This window comes from Trichocoleus sp. AS-A1, from assembly GCF_039962015.1.
Taxonomy (GTDB): Bacteria; Cyanobacteriota; Cyanobacteriia; order Cyanobacteriales; family FACHB-T130; genus FACHB-T130.
Genome location: NZ_JAMPKG010000026.1, coordinates 52,843 through 67,734, shown reverse-complemented (window position 1 = coordinate 67,734; position 14,892 = coordinate 52,843). Strand labels below are relative to the sequence as shown.

The window sequence follows — 14,892 nt, the reverse complement described above, 5'->3', positions numbered from 1 at the left end:
TTTAGCCATCAGCGATTAGCTATTAGTGACTCTCAGTTTAAAGGCAACTTTAATATCTTGAACAAACAACAAAACACTAACAGCTAATAGCTTCCCCAAAAAATAAGTCGTCAATCCTCAAGGTCAAGCGAATGAGATTAGAAGATGCAGTTCCTAAAAAAGGCTCAAAGAAGCGCCGCCGACGCATTGGACGAGGTATAGCAGCTGGTCAAGGTGCCAGTGGTGGCTTTGGGATGCGCGGTCAAAAATCTAGATCGGGGCGGGGCACACGACCCGGATTTGAAGGCGGACAAATGCCACTGTACCGTCGCCTGCCTAAGTTAAAGCACTTTACGGTCATTAATCGTAAGCAATACACTACGATCAACGTAAGTAAGCTGGCATCACTCCCTGCTAACACGGAAGTGACTCTAGACTCATTGATGGAGTCTGGCATTCTCACCGCAAATCATGGTTCTCTGAAAATCCTCGGTGACGGTGAACTGAATGTGGCTCTGAACGTAAAAGCAGCAGCTTTCACTAGCTCGGCTCGCAGCAAGATTGAAGCCGCTGGTGGCAGTTGTGAAGTTGTTGCTGCCCGTGCCCATAAGGGTTAAACATATTGCATGCCAGCGTCTCTTGCTCATCGTTGAGGTATTCCTTACATGGTCGTTAGTCGAGACAAAAGCCCAACTGCTCAGGAAACCTTTGCACAGATGGCTCAAGCAGCCGGTCTTAGAGGTCGGCTGCTTCTCACCATCGGCTTGCTGATTTTAGTTCGCATTGGCATCTTTTTGCCAGTACCAGGAATTGACCGGGCTAGGTTTGCTCAAGATATTCAAAATAACCAATTAATTGGATTTCTGGACATCTTCTCTGGGGGCGGAATTACCGCCTTGGGGATTTTTGCTCTAGGGATTTTGCCCTATATCAATGCCTCCATCATTATCCAATTACTAACAGCTGCCATTCCTTCTTTGGAAAAATTGCAGAAGGATGAAGGAGAAGCTGGAAGGCGAAAAATCTCTCAGATTACTCGCTATGTAGCGCTGGGAGGGGCTTTGATTCAAACTAGCTTCATTGCGGTATGGCTTGAACGCTATGCAACAAACGTTCGGGGACCCCTGTTTATCGCGGAGACTGCACTCGCTCTAACCGCTGGTTCAATGTTTGTTATGTGGGTGTCAGAGCTGATTACCGAGCGGGGGGTTGGTAACGGCGCTTCTTTGTTGATTTTCATCAATATTGTTGCAGTTCTACCTAAATCGCTTGGGCAAACTATTAATTATGCCCAGGTTGACAATCGCAATGTAGGACCCGTGATCATTCTGCTGCTAGTTTTCCTAGTCATGATCTTGGGAATTGTGTTTGTGCAGGAGGGAACCAGGCGGATTCCGATTATTTCGGCACGCCGACAGGTAGGTAAACGACTCTACCGGGAAAGGACGAGCTACCTGCCTTTGCGGCTGAACCAGGGTGGAGTTATGCCGATCATTTTTGCCTCTTCCGTTCTAATTTTCCCAGGTTTCCTAGCTCAGATGACTCAAAATACGGGCAATAATCCGGTCTTGAGTCAAATACATCAAGTTCTCAATCAAGTTGCGAATGCTCTAAATCCCAATAGTCAGACGCCCGGAGTTTATGAGGTCGTTTATCTGATCTTGATTCTGTTTTTCAGCTACTTTTACGCATCTTTGATTGTAAATCCTGTGGATTTATCACAGAACTTGAAAAAGATGGGAGCCAGCATACCTGGCATCCGTCCAGGTCGGGCTACTAGCGATTACGTGGAAGGAGTTTTGAATCGGCTAACTTTCTTAGGCGCTATCTTTTTGGGATTAGTGGCAATTGTGCCCACAATTGTAGAAAGAGCCACCGGCATTACAACTTTTCAAGGGCTGGGAGCTACTTCTTTGCTGATTTTGGTGGGCGTGGCAATTGATACAGCAAAGCAAATCCAAACCTATGTCATTTCCCAGCGCTATGAAGGAATGGTGAAGCAGTAGTGACGCGATTGATTTTTTTGGGGCCGCCAGGAGCAGGGAAGGGAACTCAGGCACATATCCTCGCTCAAGAGCTGGAAATTCCTCATGTTTCCACGGGTGATATCTTGAGAAATGCCAAGGCGGCTGGAACTGAACTCGGTTTGAAGGCGAAGTCCTATATGGATCGAGGTGAGTTGGTTCCCGATGCTTTGATATTGGATTTGGTGCGCGATCGCTTGACCCAAACAGATGCCCAATCCGGTTGGATTTTAGATGGTTTCCCCCGTAACGTCTCTCAGGCGACTTTTCTGGATGAATTGTTGCAAAAATTAGACCAAGTCTCCGATTACGTTCTCAATCTGGAAGTTGCGGACGAAGTTTTGGTAGATCGGATGCTGGAACGAGGTCGCAAGCAAGGACGAACGGATGATACAGAAGAAGTCATTCGTCATCGTTTGGAAGTTTATCGCAACCAAACGGCTCCGCTAATTGATTTCTACAAGCAGCGCCAACAGTTGGTTTCAATTGATGGCGATCGCTCTCTAGAGGAAGTTACTTCCGCACTCAAACAAGTTGTTCATTCTTGACAGGAGCGGGTGCGATCTCCCAATGTCAGGGGTCAGTTCGTTGCCAATCTACTTTCCGACTGGCGGCTGGGACTGACCCCCAACCTGATGAAGTAAATTTTTGATAAAATATGTTAATAAGACCTTGACTGTCAGTCAGGGGAATGAGCTGTGAATGACAGTAGGCAAGCTGAAGAATTGAGGAAAAGGATAACTTGGCTAAACAAGATTTAATTGAAATGGAAGGCACGGTAACAGAATCCCTGCCTAATGCAATGTTTCGCGTCGATTTAGACAATGGGTTTAATGTATTAGCCCATATTTCTGGGAAAATCCGCCGGAATTACATCAAAATTCTACCGGGCGATCGCGTCAAAGTGGAACTCACCCCATACGACCTAACCAAAGGCAGAATAACTTACCGGCTACGCAACAAAAAGTAGTTGCCAAAAAAAGCGACTCGCTCGTTTTTAAAAGCTTGTGTTATGAAAAACTTCATCAATTAGATGAACTTTTAAATACACTTAAAAAGTGATATAATGTAGAGCTTGCAATGTAGCCAAAATAGGCATGAAAGTTCGAGCATCAGTCCGAAAAATTTGTGAAAAATGCCGCGTCATTCGGCGGCGCGGTCGAGTCATGGTGATTTGTTCTAACCCAAAACACAAGCAACGCCAAGGTTAACTCAACCCGATCCTCAGGACAAGTTTATAGCACTAAAAGCAAGACTAGGGAGACAACAAGCGTGGCACGGATTGCTGGGGTAGACCTTCCTCGCGATAAACGCGTAGAAATTGGTCTGACTTACATTTATGGAATTGGACTCTCGCGCTCCAAAGAAATTTTGGCAGCATCCAAAGTTAATCCAGACACAAGAGTAAAAGACTTAAGTGATTCCGACGTTGCTGCTCTGCGCGAAGCAGTGGAAAGCAACTATCAAATTGAAGGGGATCTCAGACGCTGGGAGGCGATGAACATCAAGCGCCTGATTGACATTGGCACCTACCGGGGTCGGCGTCATCGAATGGGCTTGCCAGTTCGGGGTCAACGAACCCGTACAAATGCGCGAACCCGTCGCGGCAGACGTCTCACAGTCGCAGGTAAGAGAAAGGCACCAGGGCCGAAATAACCTTCTTGTGCTAGCTGAAAAGCTAAAAGCAGAGGCTTGGATTTCGGTCGTTTGCTAAAAGCAAAATTGACCAACCAATTCAGCCAACCCATTATAACTACTGTCAACTAGATCCACATGGCGCGACAACCAACAAAAAAAACAGGTCCAAAAAAACAAAAACGCAACGTACCTAATGGCGTAGCTTTCATTCAGTCTACTTTTAACAACACGATTGTCACGATTTCTGACACGAATGGAGACGTCCTCTCCTGGGCTTCAGCTGGCTCAAGTGGCTTTAAAGGAGCGAAAAAAGGAACTCCTTTTGCAGCGCAAACCGCAGCTGAAAGCGCGGCTCGCCGAGCGACCGATCAGGGGATGCGTCAGATCGAAGTCATGGTTAGCGGTCCAGGAGCTGGTCGAGAAACCGCGATTCGAGCGCTGCAAGGGGCGGGGCTAGAAATTACCTTAATTCGAGATGTGACGCCAATCCCCCACAATGGCTGCCGTCCGCCCAAGCGACGTCGAGTCTAGAATTGCTTTGACAGCGATCGCTGTCAAAGCAATTCGTAATTAGCAGCAAGTGGCAAACAGCTAACTGCTAAATTGGCATTGAGACAGTAGGGGCAATGCTAGGGAAGAGCTTCTAGCGTTCTTTCCAGGGGTTTTATGAAGAAGGGAGGTCACTCCGTGGCGCAGTTTCAAATTGAGTGTGTAGAGTCCAAAACTGAGAATAATCGGAGCCAATATAGCAAATTTGTCCTGGAGCCTCTAGAACGGGGTCAAGGTACCACCGTCGGCAATGCGCTGAGGCGGGTTCTACTGTCTAATTTAGAAGGGACAGCCGTGACAGCTGTTCGGATTGCTGGGGTTAATCATGAGTTTGCCACAGTTGAGGGAGTTCGGGAGGATGTCCTAGAAATTCTGCTGAACATGAAGGACATTGTACTCAAAAGTCACTCCTCCCATCCCCAAATTGCTCGATTAACTGTCACAGGCCCAGCAACGGTGACAGCCGGACGATTTGATTTACCCTCTGAAGTTGAGGTGGTCGATCCTAATCAATACGTTGCTACCCTAGCAGACGACGCTAGGTTGGAAATGGAATTCCGCATCGAACGAGGAAAGGGATATCGCGCCGTAGACCGGGGACGAGATGACACTGCTGCTTTGGACTTCCTCCAGATTGACGCTGTGTTTATGCCCGTGCATAAAGTTAACTACAGCATTGAAGATGCCCGGATTGACGGTTCTCTGGAAAGAGACCGACTAATCCTTGAAATCTGGACGAATGGCAGCCTCAGTCCCCAAGAGGCACTTTCTCAAGCGGCAAGTATTCTGGTGGATTTGTTCAATCCCCTGAAAGATATCACCCTCGATCCGATGACGGTAGACTATGCCGATGATGAAGATCCTACCAGCCAGATCCCAATCGAAGAATTGCAGCTTTCGGTGAGGGCATACAACTGTCTCAAGCGAGCGCAAATTAACTCTGTAGCTGACTTGCTGGATTACAGCCAAGAGGATCTACTAGAGATTAAAAACTTTGGTCAAAAGTCGGCAGAAGAAGTCATCGAAGCCTTACAGCGGCGACTAGGAATTACCCTGCCTCACGAAAAGGCTGCGAAAACAACTTGAAGTAAAGAGTAATGGTAATAGGTAGAATTAATTACCGATTACCCATTACTTCTTCACCGAGTACCCATTAGCAGTTACCAATTCCCAATTAGCAATTCAAAATCGTTATGCGTCACTGTCGTCGTATTCCAAAACTAGGTAAGCCTGCCGACCAGCGTCGAGCGCTGTTAAGGGCGCTGACAACCGAATTAATCCGTCAGGGCCGAATCACAACCACAAAGACGCGTGCTAAGGCGCTGCGCCCGGAAGTGGAAAAAATGATTACTCTGGCAAAGGACGGCTCTCTGGCAGCCCGCAGGCAAGCCATGGGCTACATTTATGACAAACAGTTGGTTCATGCCCTGTTTGAGCAAGCCGCTAGCCGTTACGGCGAACGCAACGGGGGATACACCCGTATCCTGCGAACTGTGCCACGTCGGGGTGATAATGCTGAAATGGCAATTATCGAGCTGGTTTAACGTGAGGACTGAGGACTGAGAGAATTCAAAACTCACTACTCACTACTCAAAGCTCATCATGTTACAAGCCATGCCATTATCAACCCAGCGAGTTGCCCTGGTAATCCAATACCTGGGCACTCATTTTCATGGCTGGCAGCGACAACCTAATGGGCGCACCGTGCAGGAAGAGATTGAAACAGTTCTGTCTAAGGTGCAGGAACGACCTGTTACTCTACACGGTGCGGGGCGCACTGATAGCGGTGTGCATGCAGCAGCACAAGTGGCACACTTTGAGGCTACGGGTCCCATTCCGCCTGATAAATGGGCTGCGATTCTTAATTCTCATCTGCCCGATGATATTCTGATTCGAGCCTCAGCGGCTGTAGGTTCAAATTGGCACGCTCGGTTTTCTGCGAGCTGGCGTCGGTATCGATACACGCTCTATACAGATCCCAAGCCAAACTTGTTTGTGCAGCCCTTCAGTTGGCATTATTATTATGCACCGCTAGATGAATCTCTCATCCAGGCAGCTTTAACCCCTTTGATAGGTAGCCATCATTTGGCTGCTTTTCACAGGGCAAATTCGGCGCGATCGCATTCCTGGGTGGATGTGCAGGCGGCAGAGTGCTACCGAGACGGCTCATTTATTCATATTGAGATTCAAGCCAACGGATTTTTGTATGGCATGGTGCGGCTGCTGGTGGGATTACTGGTGCAGGTAGGAAAGGGAGAGCGATCGCCAGAAAGCTTCACCGAGTTGTGGCTAAACCAGCGTCGTCACGAAGTAAAGTACTCTGCGCCCGCTAAAGGCTTGTGCCTGTTGCGAGTTGGCTACCCAGAGTTTCCCTTTCCCCCGGAAGTCTGGTTTGACACCCAGCCTAAGTTGGTCTTGCCGACTGTCACCGCCGAATATTGCCTAAGTTGAAAGCTTGAAGATGAGAAGGTTGAAGGTTACAGGGTTCTTCAACATTCAAAGCTCCAACTTACCAACTTTTGACTCACCCCTTGAAGCGTATAAAAAGAACCATGAACAAAACCCCCATCCCATCTCAAGATTCCATCGAACGCAATTGGTACGTCGTTGATGCCGCAGAGCAGCGGCTGGGTCGTCTGGCGAGTGAAATTGCCATGATTCTCAGAGGCAAAAACAAGCCTACCTTTACTCCCCATCTGGATACCGGCGATTTCGTGATCGTCGTCAATGCCGAAAAAGTGGTAGTCACCGGAAAAAAACGCACTCAAAAGCTCTACCGGAAACATTCTGGACGTCCGGGCGGAATGAAGACGGAAACCTTTGCTAAGCTACAGGGCCGTATCCCAGAGCGGATTATCGAACACGCCGTGCGCGGGATGTTGCCCAAGAGTTCTCTAGGGAAACAACTGTTCACCAAGCTGAAAGTTTATCCGGGACCATCCCATCCCCATGAATCTCAACAGCCCCAGGAACTCAAAATTCAAACAATTCCAGGAGGAGAAAATTAATGCAAGCAGTAGAACAAAGTGGTCGAGTCGTTTATTGGGGAACAGGTCGCCGGAAGTCGTCCGTAGCAAGAGTTCGCCTGGTTCCCGGAAGCGGTCAAATGATTGTCAATGACCGACCGGGCGACAATTACTTCAATTACCAACCGGCTTATATGTCAGCGGCAAAAGCCCCCCTGGAAACTCTGGGTCTGGAAAATGAGTATGACATTCTGGTGAAAGCCCACGGTGGTGGATTAACGGGGCAAGCTGATTCGATTCGTTTGGGAGTAGCGAGAGCCTTGTGCCAACTCGACCCGGACAATCGCCAACCGCTGAAAAGCGAAGGCTACTTAACCCGCGATCCCAGAGCGAAAGAGCGGAAGAAATACGGCTTGCACAAAGCCCGGAAGGCTCCGCAGTACTCGAAGCGATAAAAAAGCGATCGCATTTGAGTTGGTTATCGATGGTAGGTGCGAGGTCTGCCTCGCACTCGCTGATCCTGGAAAGCTAGAATTATATAGGGACATTACCCAGTCGAGGAGTAATCATGGCAAGACAAGGAATTCATCCAGAGTGGTATCCAGAAGCAAAAGTTTACTGCAACGGAGAAGTGGTAATGACCGTTGGCTCAACACAGCCAGAACTTCACGTTGATGTTTGGTCGGGGAACCACCCCTTTTACACTGGAACCCAGAAAATTATTGACACCGAAGGTCGGGTAGAGCGCTTCATGCGGAAATATGGAATGTTGGAAACTACCCAAGCCCAAGGTGATGATTCGGGTTCCCAAGGCAAAAAGTAGCGGGCCGGCTTGCTCGTAGCGCGACCCGCCTGATGGGTCGAAGTTATTGATGATAAGCTTTCCTGCTGTTTTTGTGGAGCGATCGCATTTCCTATGGCTGAAACATACCTGCTGGAAAAATTAAATTCCGTTGAGCAAACCTTTAATGAGTTAACTCGCCGACTGGCAGATCCAGATACCGCCTCCAATCCAGATGAGTATCAACGGGTGGCAAAAGCTCGTTCCTCATTGGAGGAAGTTGTTAATACCTACGAAAGCTGGAAAACAACTCAGCAAAACTTGGTGGGAGCAAAACTGGTACAGAAGGAATCTGCCAGCGATCCTGAGTTGCAGGAAATGGCAGCCTTGGAAGTGGAAGAACTGGAAAGCAAGCTTGAGCATTTGGAAACACGCCTCAAGATTTTACTTTTGCCCCGCGATCCCAATGATGACAAAAACATCATGTTGGAAATTCGCGCAGGTACAGGTGGAGATGAGGCGAGTATCTGGGCGGGAGATTTGGTGCGGATGTACTCTTACTACGCCCAAACTCAAAACTGGAAGATTAAGTTACTCAGCGAGTCGCGGGCAGAGTCGGGTGGTTTTAAAGAAGCCATCTTGGAAATCCAGGGCGACAACGTTTACAGCCAACTGAAGTTTGAAGCAGGCGTCCATCGGGTACAACGAGTGCCAGTGACGGAAGCTGGAGGACGGGTTCACACCTCAACGGCAACAGTGGCAGTAATGCCAGAGGTGGATGATGTAGAGATACACATTGACCCGAAGGATATTGAAATGAGTACAGCTCGCTCTGGCGGTGCTGGCGGTCAAAATGTGAACAAGGTAGAAACTGCTGCCGACTTGTTCCACAAGCCGACGGGGATTCGGATTTTCTGTACGGAAGAGCGATCGCAGTTGCAAAACAAAGAACGCGCGATGCAAATCCTCCGTGCCAAGCTTTACGAAATGAAGCTGCGCGAACAGCAGGAAGCTGTGACCTCCATGCGGCGTTCTCAGGTAGGTACTGGCTCCCGTTCGGAAAAAATTCGTACTTACAATTACAAAGATAACCGCGTCACCGACCATCGCCTGGGTCAGAATTACAGCCTTAACCCAGTTCTGCAAGGCGACCTAGAACATATTATTCAGGCTTGTATTTCTCAAGATCAGCAAGAACGCTTGGCAGAATTAGCCGCTTCCACTACCAACGCTGAGTCGCTTAATTAAGATGAGCGCTAAATGTATCGACAGACGCGATTAATCGCGTTTTTGCCATCCTGAACCCAGCCGACGTATAAACGGCTGGGTTTTTATTTTTTCCAAATCATATCTAGTAAATTGCCCATAATCAGGGAAACTCAGCCTGCCAGCGAATGCTGGAGAATTAACAAACCTGCTCTTAGACGCGATCGCTTCAACATCAGCGGTTTTGCCTCCTATATCACTATCCGCAGGCTGAAATTCTGGCAAAATTAGCTAAGGAACGGTTAGACCCTGCTGTGTTGCTCGAAAATTGGAATAGCGATCGCCCTTACCTAAAAAAGAGCTAACTTTTCCTCTATCTATGTGGATTGGAAGTGAGACTAGGATAAATCAAACTGTCCAAATGCCTTTTTTTCTTGTATTTTATTCTTATTAGAGAGATATCAATAATTCCTCATGTATTATTAATAACACTATTAAGTCAAGGTTCTCTAACTCTATGTTTAAGTAAATCAATGTAAAAATAGACTCTTGTAAATTCCTTAAAAAAACCGTTCTAAAGGCTTGTATAAATAGCGTTGACCAGAGGTGCCGAGATGCCAAACAATAATCAAGCTTCGGATTGGAATTACGATCCAAACGATCCCTATTCTCCAATCTACTATAAGGGAGCAGTCGTTGGATTTATAAAACCAGAATATGCACTCCGAATCGTTGACTTTCTCAATGAAGATGAACGGCTACGCAAAGCTCTCAAAATGGCTTGTTTTGACTTGATAACTGAGGCAGGGGGCGATACGAGTAGAGTCGATCTTTTAATGAAAAGATATATTGCAAGTACCGAGCGTCCTAAATATGGATCGGCGGCGGTCGCCTTGCTGTTGAGGGATAGACAAGATGAACTTGATATTAGTGATAAAGAATTTGCCCGATTCTGCGACTCTTATCGATTGTCTTGGAAAGAGCTGAAAGAAATTTTCTTAGGAAAAGAAATTAACGATAATCAGCTAGGGCCAATTGCACGAATCGTAGGGAAATCTATTGAAGAGTTGATTGAAGTGCGGGATGGGCCACCTCCCAGAGGCGATCGCTAATGTGAGTAAGCGTGCGGGAAAAATTAAATACAACTGATTATTTGGGAAATTTGAGGCTGGAGAAGATTTACTAATCTTTAATCACTTTCCTGAATCAAGGAATACCAGTAGTTGTTATTTGCTGTGAGCAGGTGATAACAAAAGCGCCTGAAGTCATAGACGAGAAGAAGGACTTATGTAATCTAAAATCAGCTTTCCACTCAGTACACCTAGAGAAAGGCGATCGCGCTGTTGGATTTTCAACTTGCCTTCCAACAGTTGCCAATTCCGATTTTAGAATTAAATTTTGTTAAGATAAACTGGACTCTCGCGATCGCCTGACGGACTTACTGGCAATACCAACGGACATCCGTCAAATAATTCGCTCATTCCCCCAGCATCCTTGGAGACTCTTGATGTTACGACTTGAACATATCAGTAAAATTTATCCCACCGGCGAAGTTCTCAAGGATGTCAACTGGGAAGTCAAACCGGGCGATCGCATTGGCTTAGTCGGCGTTAACGGTGCCGGAAAATCGACTCAGCTCAAAATTATTGCAGGGGAAATGGAACCCACTGCTGGGGAAGTGATTCGTCCTGCAAATTTGCACATTGCCTATCTGACTCAAGAATTTGAGGTAGATCCGACGCGCACTGTGCGAGAAGAACTTTGGACGGTTTTTAAAGAAGCCAACGAAGTACAGCACGCTCTAGCGCAGGTGCCGAGAGAAATGGAAACTGCGAATCCAGAGGAATTAGACCGCCTGATCCACAAATTGGATCGGCTACAGCGGCAATTTGAAGCGTTGGATGGCTATGGGTTAGATGCACGGATTGAGAAGATGTTGCCAGAAATGGGGTTTGCGCCAGAAGATGGCGATCGCCTCGTTAGCGCTTTCAGCGGTGGCTGGCAAATGCGGATGAGTTTGGGCAAAATCTTACTCCAAAAACCCGATTTATTACTACTGGATGAACCGACGAACCACCTGGATCTAGAAACCATTGAGTGGCTGGAAACCTACCTCAAAGGGCTGAAGACTCCAATCGTGATAGTATCGCACGACCGAGAATTTCTCGACCGTCTTTGCACCCAAATTGTAGAAACAGAACGCGGCGTTTCTACCACCTACTTAGGCAACTATTCTGCTTATTTACAACAAAAAGCGGAAAACCAAGAAGCCCAACTTAGCGCCTACGAACGCCAGCAAAAAGAACTAGAAAAGCAGCAAGTCTTTGTTGACCGTTTCCGTGCCAGTGCTACTCGCAGCACCCAAGCCAAAAGCCGTGAGAAACAACTAGAAAAAATCGAACGGATTGAAGCGCCGACTGGGGGATTACGAACCCTGCGCTTCCGCTTTCCTGACGCTCCCCGCAGTGGTCGCGAGGTAGTAGAAATTCAGAATTTGGTACATACTTACGACGAAAAAATTCTATTTTTAGATGCGAATTTACTAATGGAACGAGGCGATCGCATTGCCTTTCTCGGTCCGAACGGGGCTGGAAAATCAACCTTGTTGCGTCTAATTATGGGCATGGAACAACCTACTGAAGGTTCAGTTCAATTAGGCGCTCACAACGTGATTCCTGGCTACTTTGAGCAAAATCAGGCGGAAGCGTTGGATCTGTCTAGAACTGTCATGGAAACTATCCATGATGAAGTTCCTGAGTGGAAAAATGAGGAGGTTCGCACACTTCTAGGACGCTTCTTGTTCAGCGGTGACACCGTATTTAAAAAAGTTGAGGCTCTGAGCGGGGGTGAAAAAGCTCGTCTGGCGTTAGCAAAAATGCTTTTGCGCCCAGTTAATTTAATGATTTTGGACGAGCCTACTAACCACTTGGATATTCCGGCTAAAGAAATGTTGGAAGAGGCAATCCAAAACTACGAAGGTACGGTAATTTTAGTCTCCCACGACCGATATTTTATTTCCAAAGTTGCCAATAAAATTGTCGAGATCCGTGACGGCGAATTCCGCCTGTATCGAGGAGATTACCATTACTATCTAGACAAAATTGCTGAAGAAAAAGAGCAGGCAAGATTAGAGGCGATCGCTGCTGATAAAGCTGCTAAGAAAGCTGCAAAAGCTGCTAAGGAATCTAGCAAACGCAAATAAAGTCTAGAAGTCGTTTTTTAAATGCAGAGAACGTAAAGAATCGTCGCAAAGGAACGTCAGCAGTAGTCTCACCACTGCTGACGTTCCTTTGGCAATAAAGATAGGTTTCAACCCTTGCTTATTGCGTTCTTGAGAGCTAAAAAGGTACGGCGCTTAGGGTGGGCTTTCCAAGTTTCCAAAAGTCTTACTTTAGGTAGATGCAAGTTATAATAAAAAGACTAAGTTTCCATCGCGGGAGGAAATCGTGCCCACTTTCCTCGACCTGGCGAACAACTAGCAACAAGCCTTAGAAATCTCGGAGCCTTGGAAGCCGCTTTATGCAGACTTTCCTTGTCATCTCAATTACGAACCGCCTGTGCATCTGCTGCTGGCTGTAACTATGGCGGCTCAAGGCACCGACGAGCTAGGCATCCAAGTTACCGCAGAACTGTATCGCTGGTTTCTCAATGCGATCGCTCTTGGCAGATCCCGCTGAGTTAGAAACCACTCTACGCTCCAGCAAGAATCGGGAATTGTTTCGTTTTCTTGACATATCACGGTCGATCTGTTCTTAAAGCCAAAAAGCCTGCTTGCAAAGCCTGTACCTTATTAGACTTGTTTCCTAGTGCGGGTTAGATGGTTTAACAGACACAACAACCGGGGAAGACCAACGCATCGTGGCAGACTAGGCGATGTGTGGGCTTGACGCCTACTGCTCTTGCAGGTGCGTCAAGCGGTTGTCATCAAGGGAGTAGCGCTCCCTTACGTACTTTTAGCGATCGCTTCCTACCAGGACTGTCTTCAGAACCCTGTAATAAAATAGTCATCCGATCTAGAGAGAATTGCTGTGCTGTCTCTGGCAAAAAAACTAAAAAAGCTAACAGAAGCTGCTAAAAATAACACTGCGAGTACAAAGGGCGATGATATCATGACGGAGAAATTACTGAAAACAAAGGGCAATTGAGTATGGCGCAAGCACCTGTCTCTCCCGTGGTGCTAGTCATTCTAGACGGCTGGGGCTACCGCGAAGAAACCGATGGAAACGCCATAGCCGCCGCTAACACACCTGTGATGGATAGCCTCTGGGCAGTCTATCCCCACACACTCATTTACACCTCCGGCAAGGCTGTAGGGTTGCCAGAAGGTCAGATGGGTAACTCAGAAGTAGGCCATCTCAACATTGGTGCTGGTCGGGTTGTACCGCAAGAATTAGTTCGGATCTCAGACGCCGTGGAAGACGGTAGTTTACTGAGCAATCCTGCACTGGTGCAAGTCTGTCAGGAAGTCAAGAGCCGGGGTGGTAAGCTTCACCTAGTTGGGCTTTGTTCCGAAGGTGGGGTGCATTCTCATCTGGCGCATCTTCTAGGATTACTGGATTTAGCGAAAGCGCAAGAGATTCCCTCAGTTTGTATCCACGCGATCGCAGATGGACGCGATACCTATCCCCACGAGGGGATAGAGGCAATTCAGAAGATTCAAGACCACATTGACCAGATTGGGGTCGGGCGCATTGTCACCCTCAGCGGTCGCTACTACGCAATGGATCGAGACCAGCGGTGGGATCGGGTGAAACGCGCCTACGATGTGATGACTCAGGATGGCTTGGGAGATGGTCGCTCGGCGCAAGAAGTTTTGCAGGCTTCCTATGCTGAAAATGTTACCGATGAATTTATTATCCCAACCCGAATTGCTCCTGGAGCTATAGAAGCGGGGGATGGTGTGATTTTCTTTAACTTCCGACCCGATAGATCCAGACAACTTACCCAAGCCTTTGTGTCTCCCGGCTTTAAGAGGTTTGAACGACAGCATATCGAGCCGCTGAGCTTTGTTACTTTTACTCAGTACGAACCGAATTTGCCAGTTTTGGTGGCTTTTGAACCCCAGAACCTGAGTAACATCCTGGGAGAAGTCATTGCCAGTCGGGGACTGCGCCAGTTTCGGACTGCTGAAACCGAAAAATACGCCCACGTTACTTATTTCTTCAACGGCGGTCGGGAACAGCCTTTTGAAGGGGAAGATCGGGAACTGGTACCGAGTCCAATGGTTCCAACCTATGACCAAGCACCGGAGATGTCAGCAGCAGCGGCGACGGATGTAGCGATCGCTGCCGTTGAAAAACGCATTTACTCCTTCATGGTCATCAACTACGCCAACCCAGACATGGTGGGGCATACAGGTCAGATGGAACCCACCATTCAAGCACTGGAAACGGTAGACCAATGTTTGGGACGCCTTCTAGAAAGCATCAATAAGGCGGGTGGCACGGCGATCATCATTGCCGACCACGGGAACGCTGAATATATGCAAGATAAAGAAGGCAACCCTTGGACGGCTCACACAACGAACCCTGTGCCCTTTATCCTGGTGGAAGGGGAAGGGTTAAAAATTCCCGGCTATGGGACTGAAGTGACTTTGCGAAGTGATGGACGTTTGTCGGACATTGCACCGACGATTCTGGAAATCTTAAAGCTGCCACAGCCAGTAGAGATGACAGGTCGTTCGATGCTGGTTCCTCTGGAATTTGATGTCCGCGCCAATCGCACACCCGTGCGAGTTTCTCTGTAAAGT

18 protein-coding genes are annotated in these 14,892 nt (G+C 47.7%); 17 read left to right on the top strand and 1 reads right to left on the bottom strand.

Annotation, left to right across the window (positions count from 1 at the left end; translation table 11 throughout):
• Window positions 1-131: 131 nt before the first annotated feature.
• The 14 genes from rplO to prfA all read left to right on the top strand — a co-directional run bounded on the left by rplO (window position 132) and on the right by prfA (window position 9,185).
• Window positions 132-596: a 50S ribosomal protein L15 gene (gene rplO, locus NC994_RS19230; protein ID WP_190425624.1), complete on the top strand. Its 465-nt coding sequence runs from the start codon at window positions 132-134 to the stop codon at window positions 594-596.
• Between the two features lie 48 nt (window positions 597-644).
• A complete protein-coding gene (gene secY / locus NC994_RS19225) occupies window positions 645-1,985 on the top strand; it encodes a preprotein translocase subunit SecY (protein ID WP_190411881.1) in 1,341 nt (446 codons plus the stop codon).
• On the top strand, window positions 1,985-2,551 hold the full coding sequence (locus tag NC994_RS19220) for an adenylate kinase (RefSeq protein WP_190431834.1): 567 nt from the start codon (window positions 1,985-1,987) through the stop codon (window positions 2,549-2,551). Before secY ends, NC994_RS19220 begins: the two co-directional genes overlap by 1 nt.
• A gap of 194 nt (window positions 2,552-2,745) precedes the next feature.
• Window positions 2,746-2,973: a translation initiation factor IF-1 gene (gene infA / locus NC994_RS19215; RefSeq protein ID WP_015203280.1), complete on the top strand. Its 228-nt coding sequence runs from the start codon at window positions 2,746-2,748 to the stop codon at window positions 2,971-2,973.
• 127 nt (window positions 2,974-3,100) lie between these two features.
• On the top strand, window positions 3,101-3,214 hold the full coding sequence (rpmJ, locus tag NC994_RS19210) for a 50S ribosomal protein L36 (RefSeq protein ID WP_071782548.1): 114 nt from the start codon (window positions 3,101-3,103) through the stop codon (window positions 3,212-3,214).
• 61 nt (window positions 3,215-3,275) lie between these two features.
• Entirely contained in the window at window positions 3,276-3,659 is a 384-nt protein-coding gene (rpsM, locus tag NC994_RS19205; RefSeq protein WP_190411879.1) for a 30S ribosomal protein S13, read from the top strand.
• A 117-nt stretch (window positions 3,660-3,776) separates the two neighbouring features.
• Window positions 3,777-4,172, top strand: a complete 396-nt coding sequence (gene rpsK, locus NC994_RS19200) for a 30S ribosomal protein S11 (RefSeq protein WP_190411878.1) — start codon at window positions 3,777-3,779, stop codon at window positions 4,170-4,172.
• 135 nt (window positions 4,173-4,307) lie between these two features.
• Window positions 4,308-5,276, top strand: coding sequence for a DNA-directed RNA polymerase subunit alpha (locus NC994_RS19195; protein WP_190411877.1), 969 nt, complete (start codon window positions 4,308-4,310; stop codon window positions 5,274-5,276).
• A 107-nt stretch (window positions 5,277-5,383) separates the two neighbouring features.
• On the top strand, window positions 5,384-5,734 hold the full coding sequence (rplQ, locus tag NC994_RS19190; RefSeq protein ID WP_190411876.1) for a 50S ribosomal protein L17: 351 nt from the start codon (window positions 5,384-5,386) through the stop codon (window positions 5,732-5,734).
• Between the two features lie 58 nt (window positions 5,735-5,792).
• Window positions 5,793-6,641: a tRNA pseudouridine(38-40) synthase TruA gene (truA, locus tag NC994_RS19185; protein WP_190431832.1), complete on the top strand. Its 849-nt coding sequence runs from the start codon at window positions 5,793-5,795 to the stop codon at window positions 6,639-6,641.
• A gap of 101 nt (window positions 6,642-6,742) precedes the next feature.
• Window positions 6,743-7,198: a 50S ribosomal protein L13 gene (gene rplM, locus NC994_RS19180; RefSeq protein WP_190411874.1), complete on the top strand. Its 456-nt coding sequence runs from the start codon at window positions 6,743-6,745 to the stop codon at window positions 7,196-7,198.
• Complete coding sequence (gene rpsI / locus NC994_RS19175; RefSeq protein WP_190411873.1) at window positions 7,198-7,611, top strand: 30S ribosomal protein S9; 414 nt, start codon at window positions 7,198-7,200, stop codon at window positions 7,609-7,611. Before rplM ends, rpsI begins: the two co-directional genes overlap by 1 nt.
• Before the next feature lie 113 nt (window positions 7,612-7,724).
• Window positions 7,725-7,979, top strand: coding sequence for a 50S ribosomal protein L31 (gene rpmE / locus NC994_RS19170; RefSeq protein WP_190411872.1), 255 nt, complete (start codon window positions 7,725-7,727; stop codon window positions 7,977-7,979).
• 93 nt (window positions 7,980-8,072) lie between these two features.
• Window positions 8,073-9,185 carry a peptide chain release factor 1 gene (prfA, locus tag NC994_RS19165; protein ID WP_190431830.1) on the top strand — a complete coding sequence of 371 codons (1,113 nt, stop codon included), beginning with the start codon at window positions 8,073-8,075 and terminating at the stop codon, window positions 9,183-9,185.
• A 30-nt stretch (window positions 9,186-9,215) separates the two neighbouring features.
• On the opposite strand, the gene NC994_RS19160 is transcribed toward prfA, so the two are convergent.
• Entirely contained in the window at window positions 9,216-9,428 is a 213-nt protein-coding gene (locus NC994_RS19160) for a hypothetical protein (protein ID WP_190431828.1), read from the bottom strand.
• Window positions 9,429-9,757: 329 nt separating this feature from the next.
• On the opposite strand from NC994_RS19160, the gene NC994_RS19155 reads away from it, so the two are divergent.
• The 3 genes from NC994_RS19155 to gpmI all read left to right on the top strand — a co-directional run bounded on the left by NC994_RS19155 (window position 9,758) and on the right by gpmI (window position 14,889).
• Window positions 9,758-10,255 (top strand): hypothetical protein, encoded by a 498-nt coding sequence (locus NC994_RS19155; protein ID WP_190429488.1) that lies wholly within the window; start codon window positions 9,758-9,760, stop codon window positions 10,253-10,255.
• 395 nt (window positions 10,256-10,650) lie between these two features.
• Complete coding sequence (locus NC994_RS19150; protein ID WP_190411868.1) at window positions 10,651-12,345, top strand: ABC-F family ATP-binding cassette domain-containing protein; 1,695 nt, start codon at window positions 10,651-10,653, stop codon at window positions 12,343-12,345.
• A 945-nt stretch (window positions 12,346-13,290) separates the two neighbouring features.
• The gene (gene gpmI, locus NC994_RS19145; RefSeq protein WP_190431826.1) at window positions 13,291-14,889 is read left to right on the top strand and encodes a 2,3-bisphosphoglycerate-independent phosphoglycerate mutase; all 1,599 of its coding nucleotides are present in this window, start codon (window positions 13,291-13,293) and stop codon (window positions 14,887-14,889) included.
• The last annotated feature ends 3 nt before the right edge of the window (window positions 14,890-14,892 follow it).

Excerpts from the sequence above, each read along its gene's own strand:
- NC994_RS19195 (WP_190411877.1), top strand. The coding sequence starts at position 4,308 with ATGAAGAAGGGAGGTCACTCCGTGGCGCAGTTTCAAATTGAGTGTGTA.
- truA (WP_190431832.1), top strand. The coding sequence starts at position 5,793 with ATGTTACAAGCCATGCCATTATCAACCCAGCGAGTTGCCCTGGTAATC.
- rplQ (WP_190411876.1), top strand. The coding sequence starts at position 5,384 with ATGCGTCACTGTCGTCGTATTCCAAAACTAGGTAAGCCTGCCGACCAG.
- secY (WP_190411881.1), top strand. The coding sequence starts at position 645 with ATGGTCGTTAGTCGAGACAAAAGCCCAACTGCTCAGGAAACCTTTGCA.
- NC994_RS19155 (WP_190429488.1), top strand. The coding sequence starts at position 9,758 with ATGCCAAACAATAATCAAGCTTCGGATTGGAATTACGATCCAAACGAT.
- rplM (WP_190411874.1), top strand. The coding sequence starts at position 6,743 with ATGAACAAAACCCCCATCCCATCTCAAGATTCCATCGAACGCAATTGG.
- rpmE (WP_190411872.1), top strand. The coding sequence starts at position 7,725 with ATGGCAAGACAAGGAATTCATCCAGAGTGGTATCCAGAAGCAAAAGTT.
- rpsK (WP_190411878.1), top strand. The coding sequence starts at position 3,777 with ATGGCGCGACAACCAACAAAAAAAACAGGTCCAAAAAAACAAAAACGC.
- rpmJ (WP_071782548.1), top strand. The coding sequence starts at position 3,101 with ATGAAAGTTCGAGCATCAGTCCGAAAAATTTGTGAAAAATGCCGCGTC.
- rplO (WP_190425624.1), top strand. The coding sequence starts at position 132 with ATGAGATTAGAAGATGCAGTTCCTAAAAAAGGCTCAAAGAAGCGCCGC.
- gpmI (WP_190431826.1), top strand. The coding sequence starts at position 13,291 with ATGGCGCAAGCACCTGTCTCTCCCGTGGTGCTAGTCATTCTAGACGGC.
- NC994_RS19150 (WP_190411868.1), top strand. The coding sequence starts at position 10,651 with ATGTTACGACTTGAACATATCAGTAAAATTTATCCCACCGGCGAAGTT.
- prfA (WP_190431830.1), top strand. The coding sequence starts at position 8,073 with ATGGCTGAAACATACCTGCTGGAAAAATTAAATTCCGTTGAGCAAACC.
- rpsI (WP_190411873.1), top strand. The coding sequence starts at position 7,198 with ATGCAAGCAGTAGAACAAAGTGGTCGAGTCGTTTATTGGGGAACAGGT.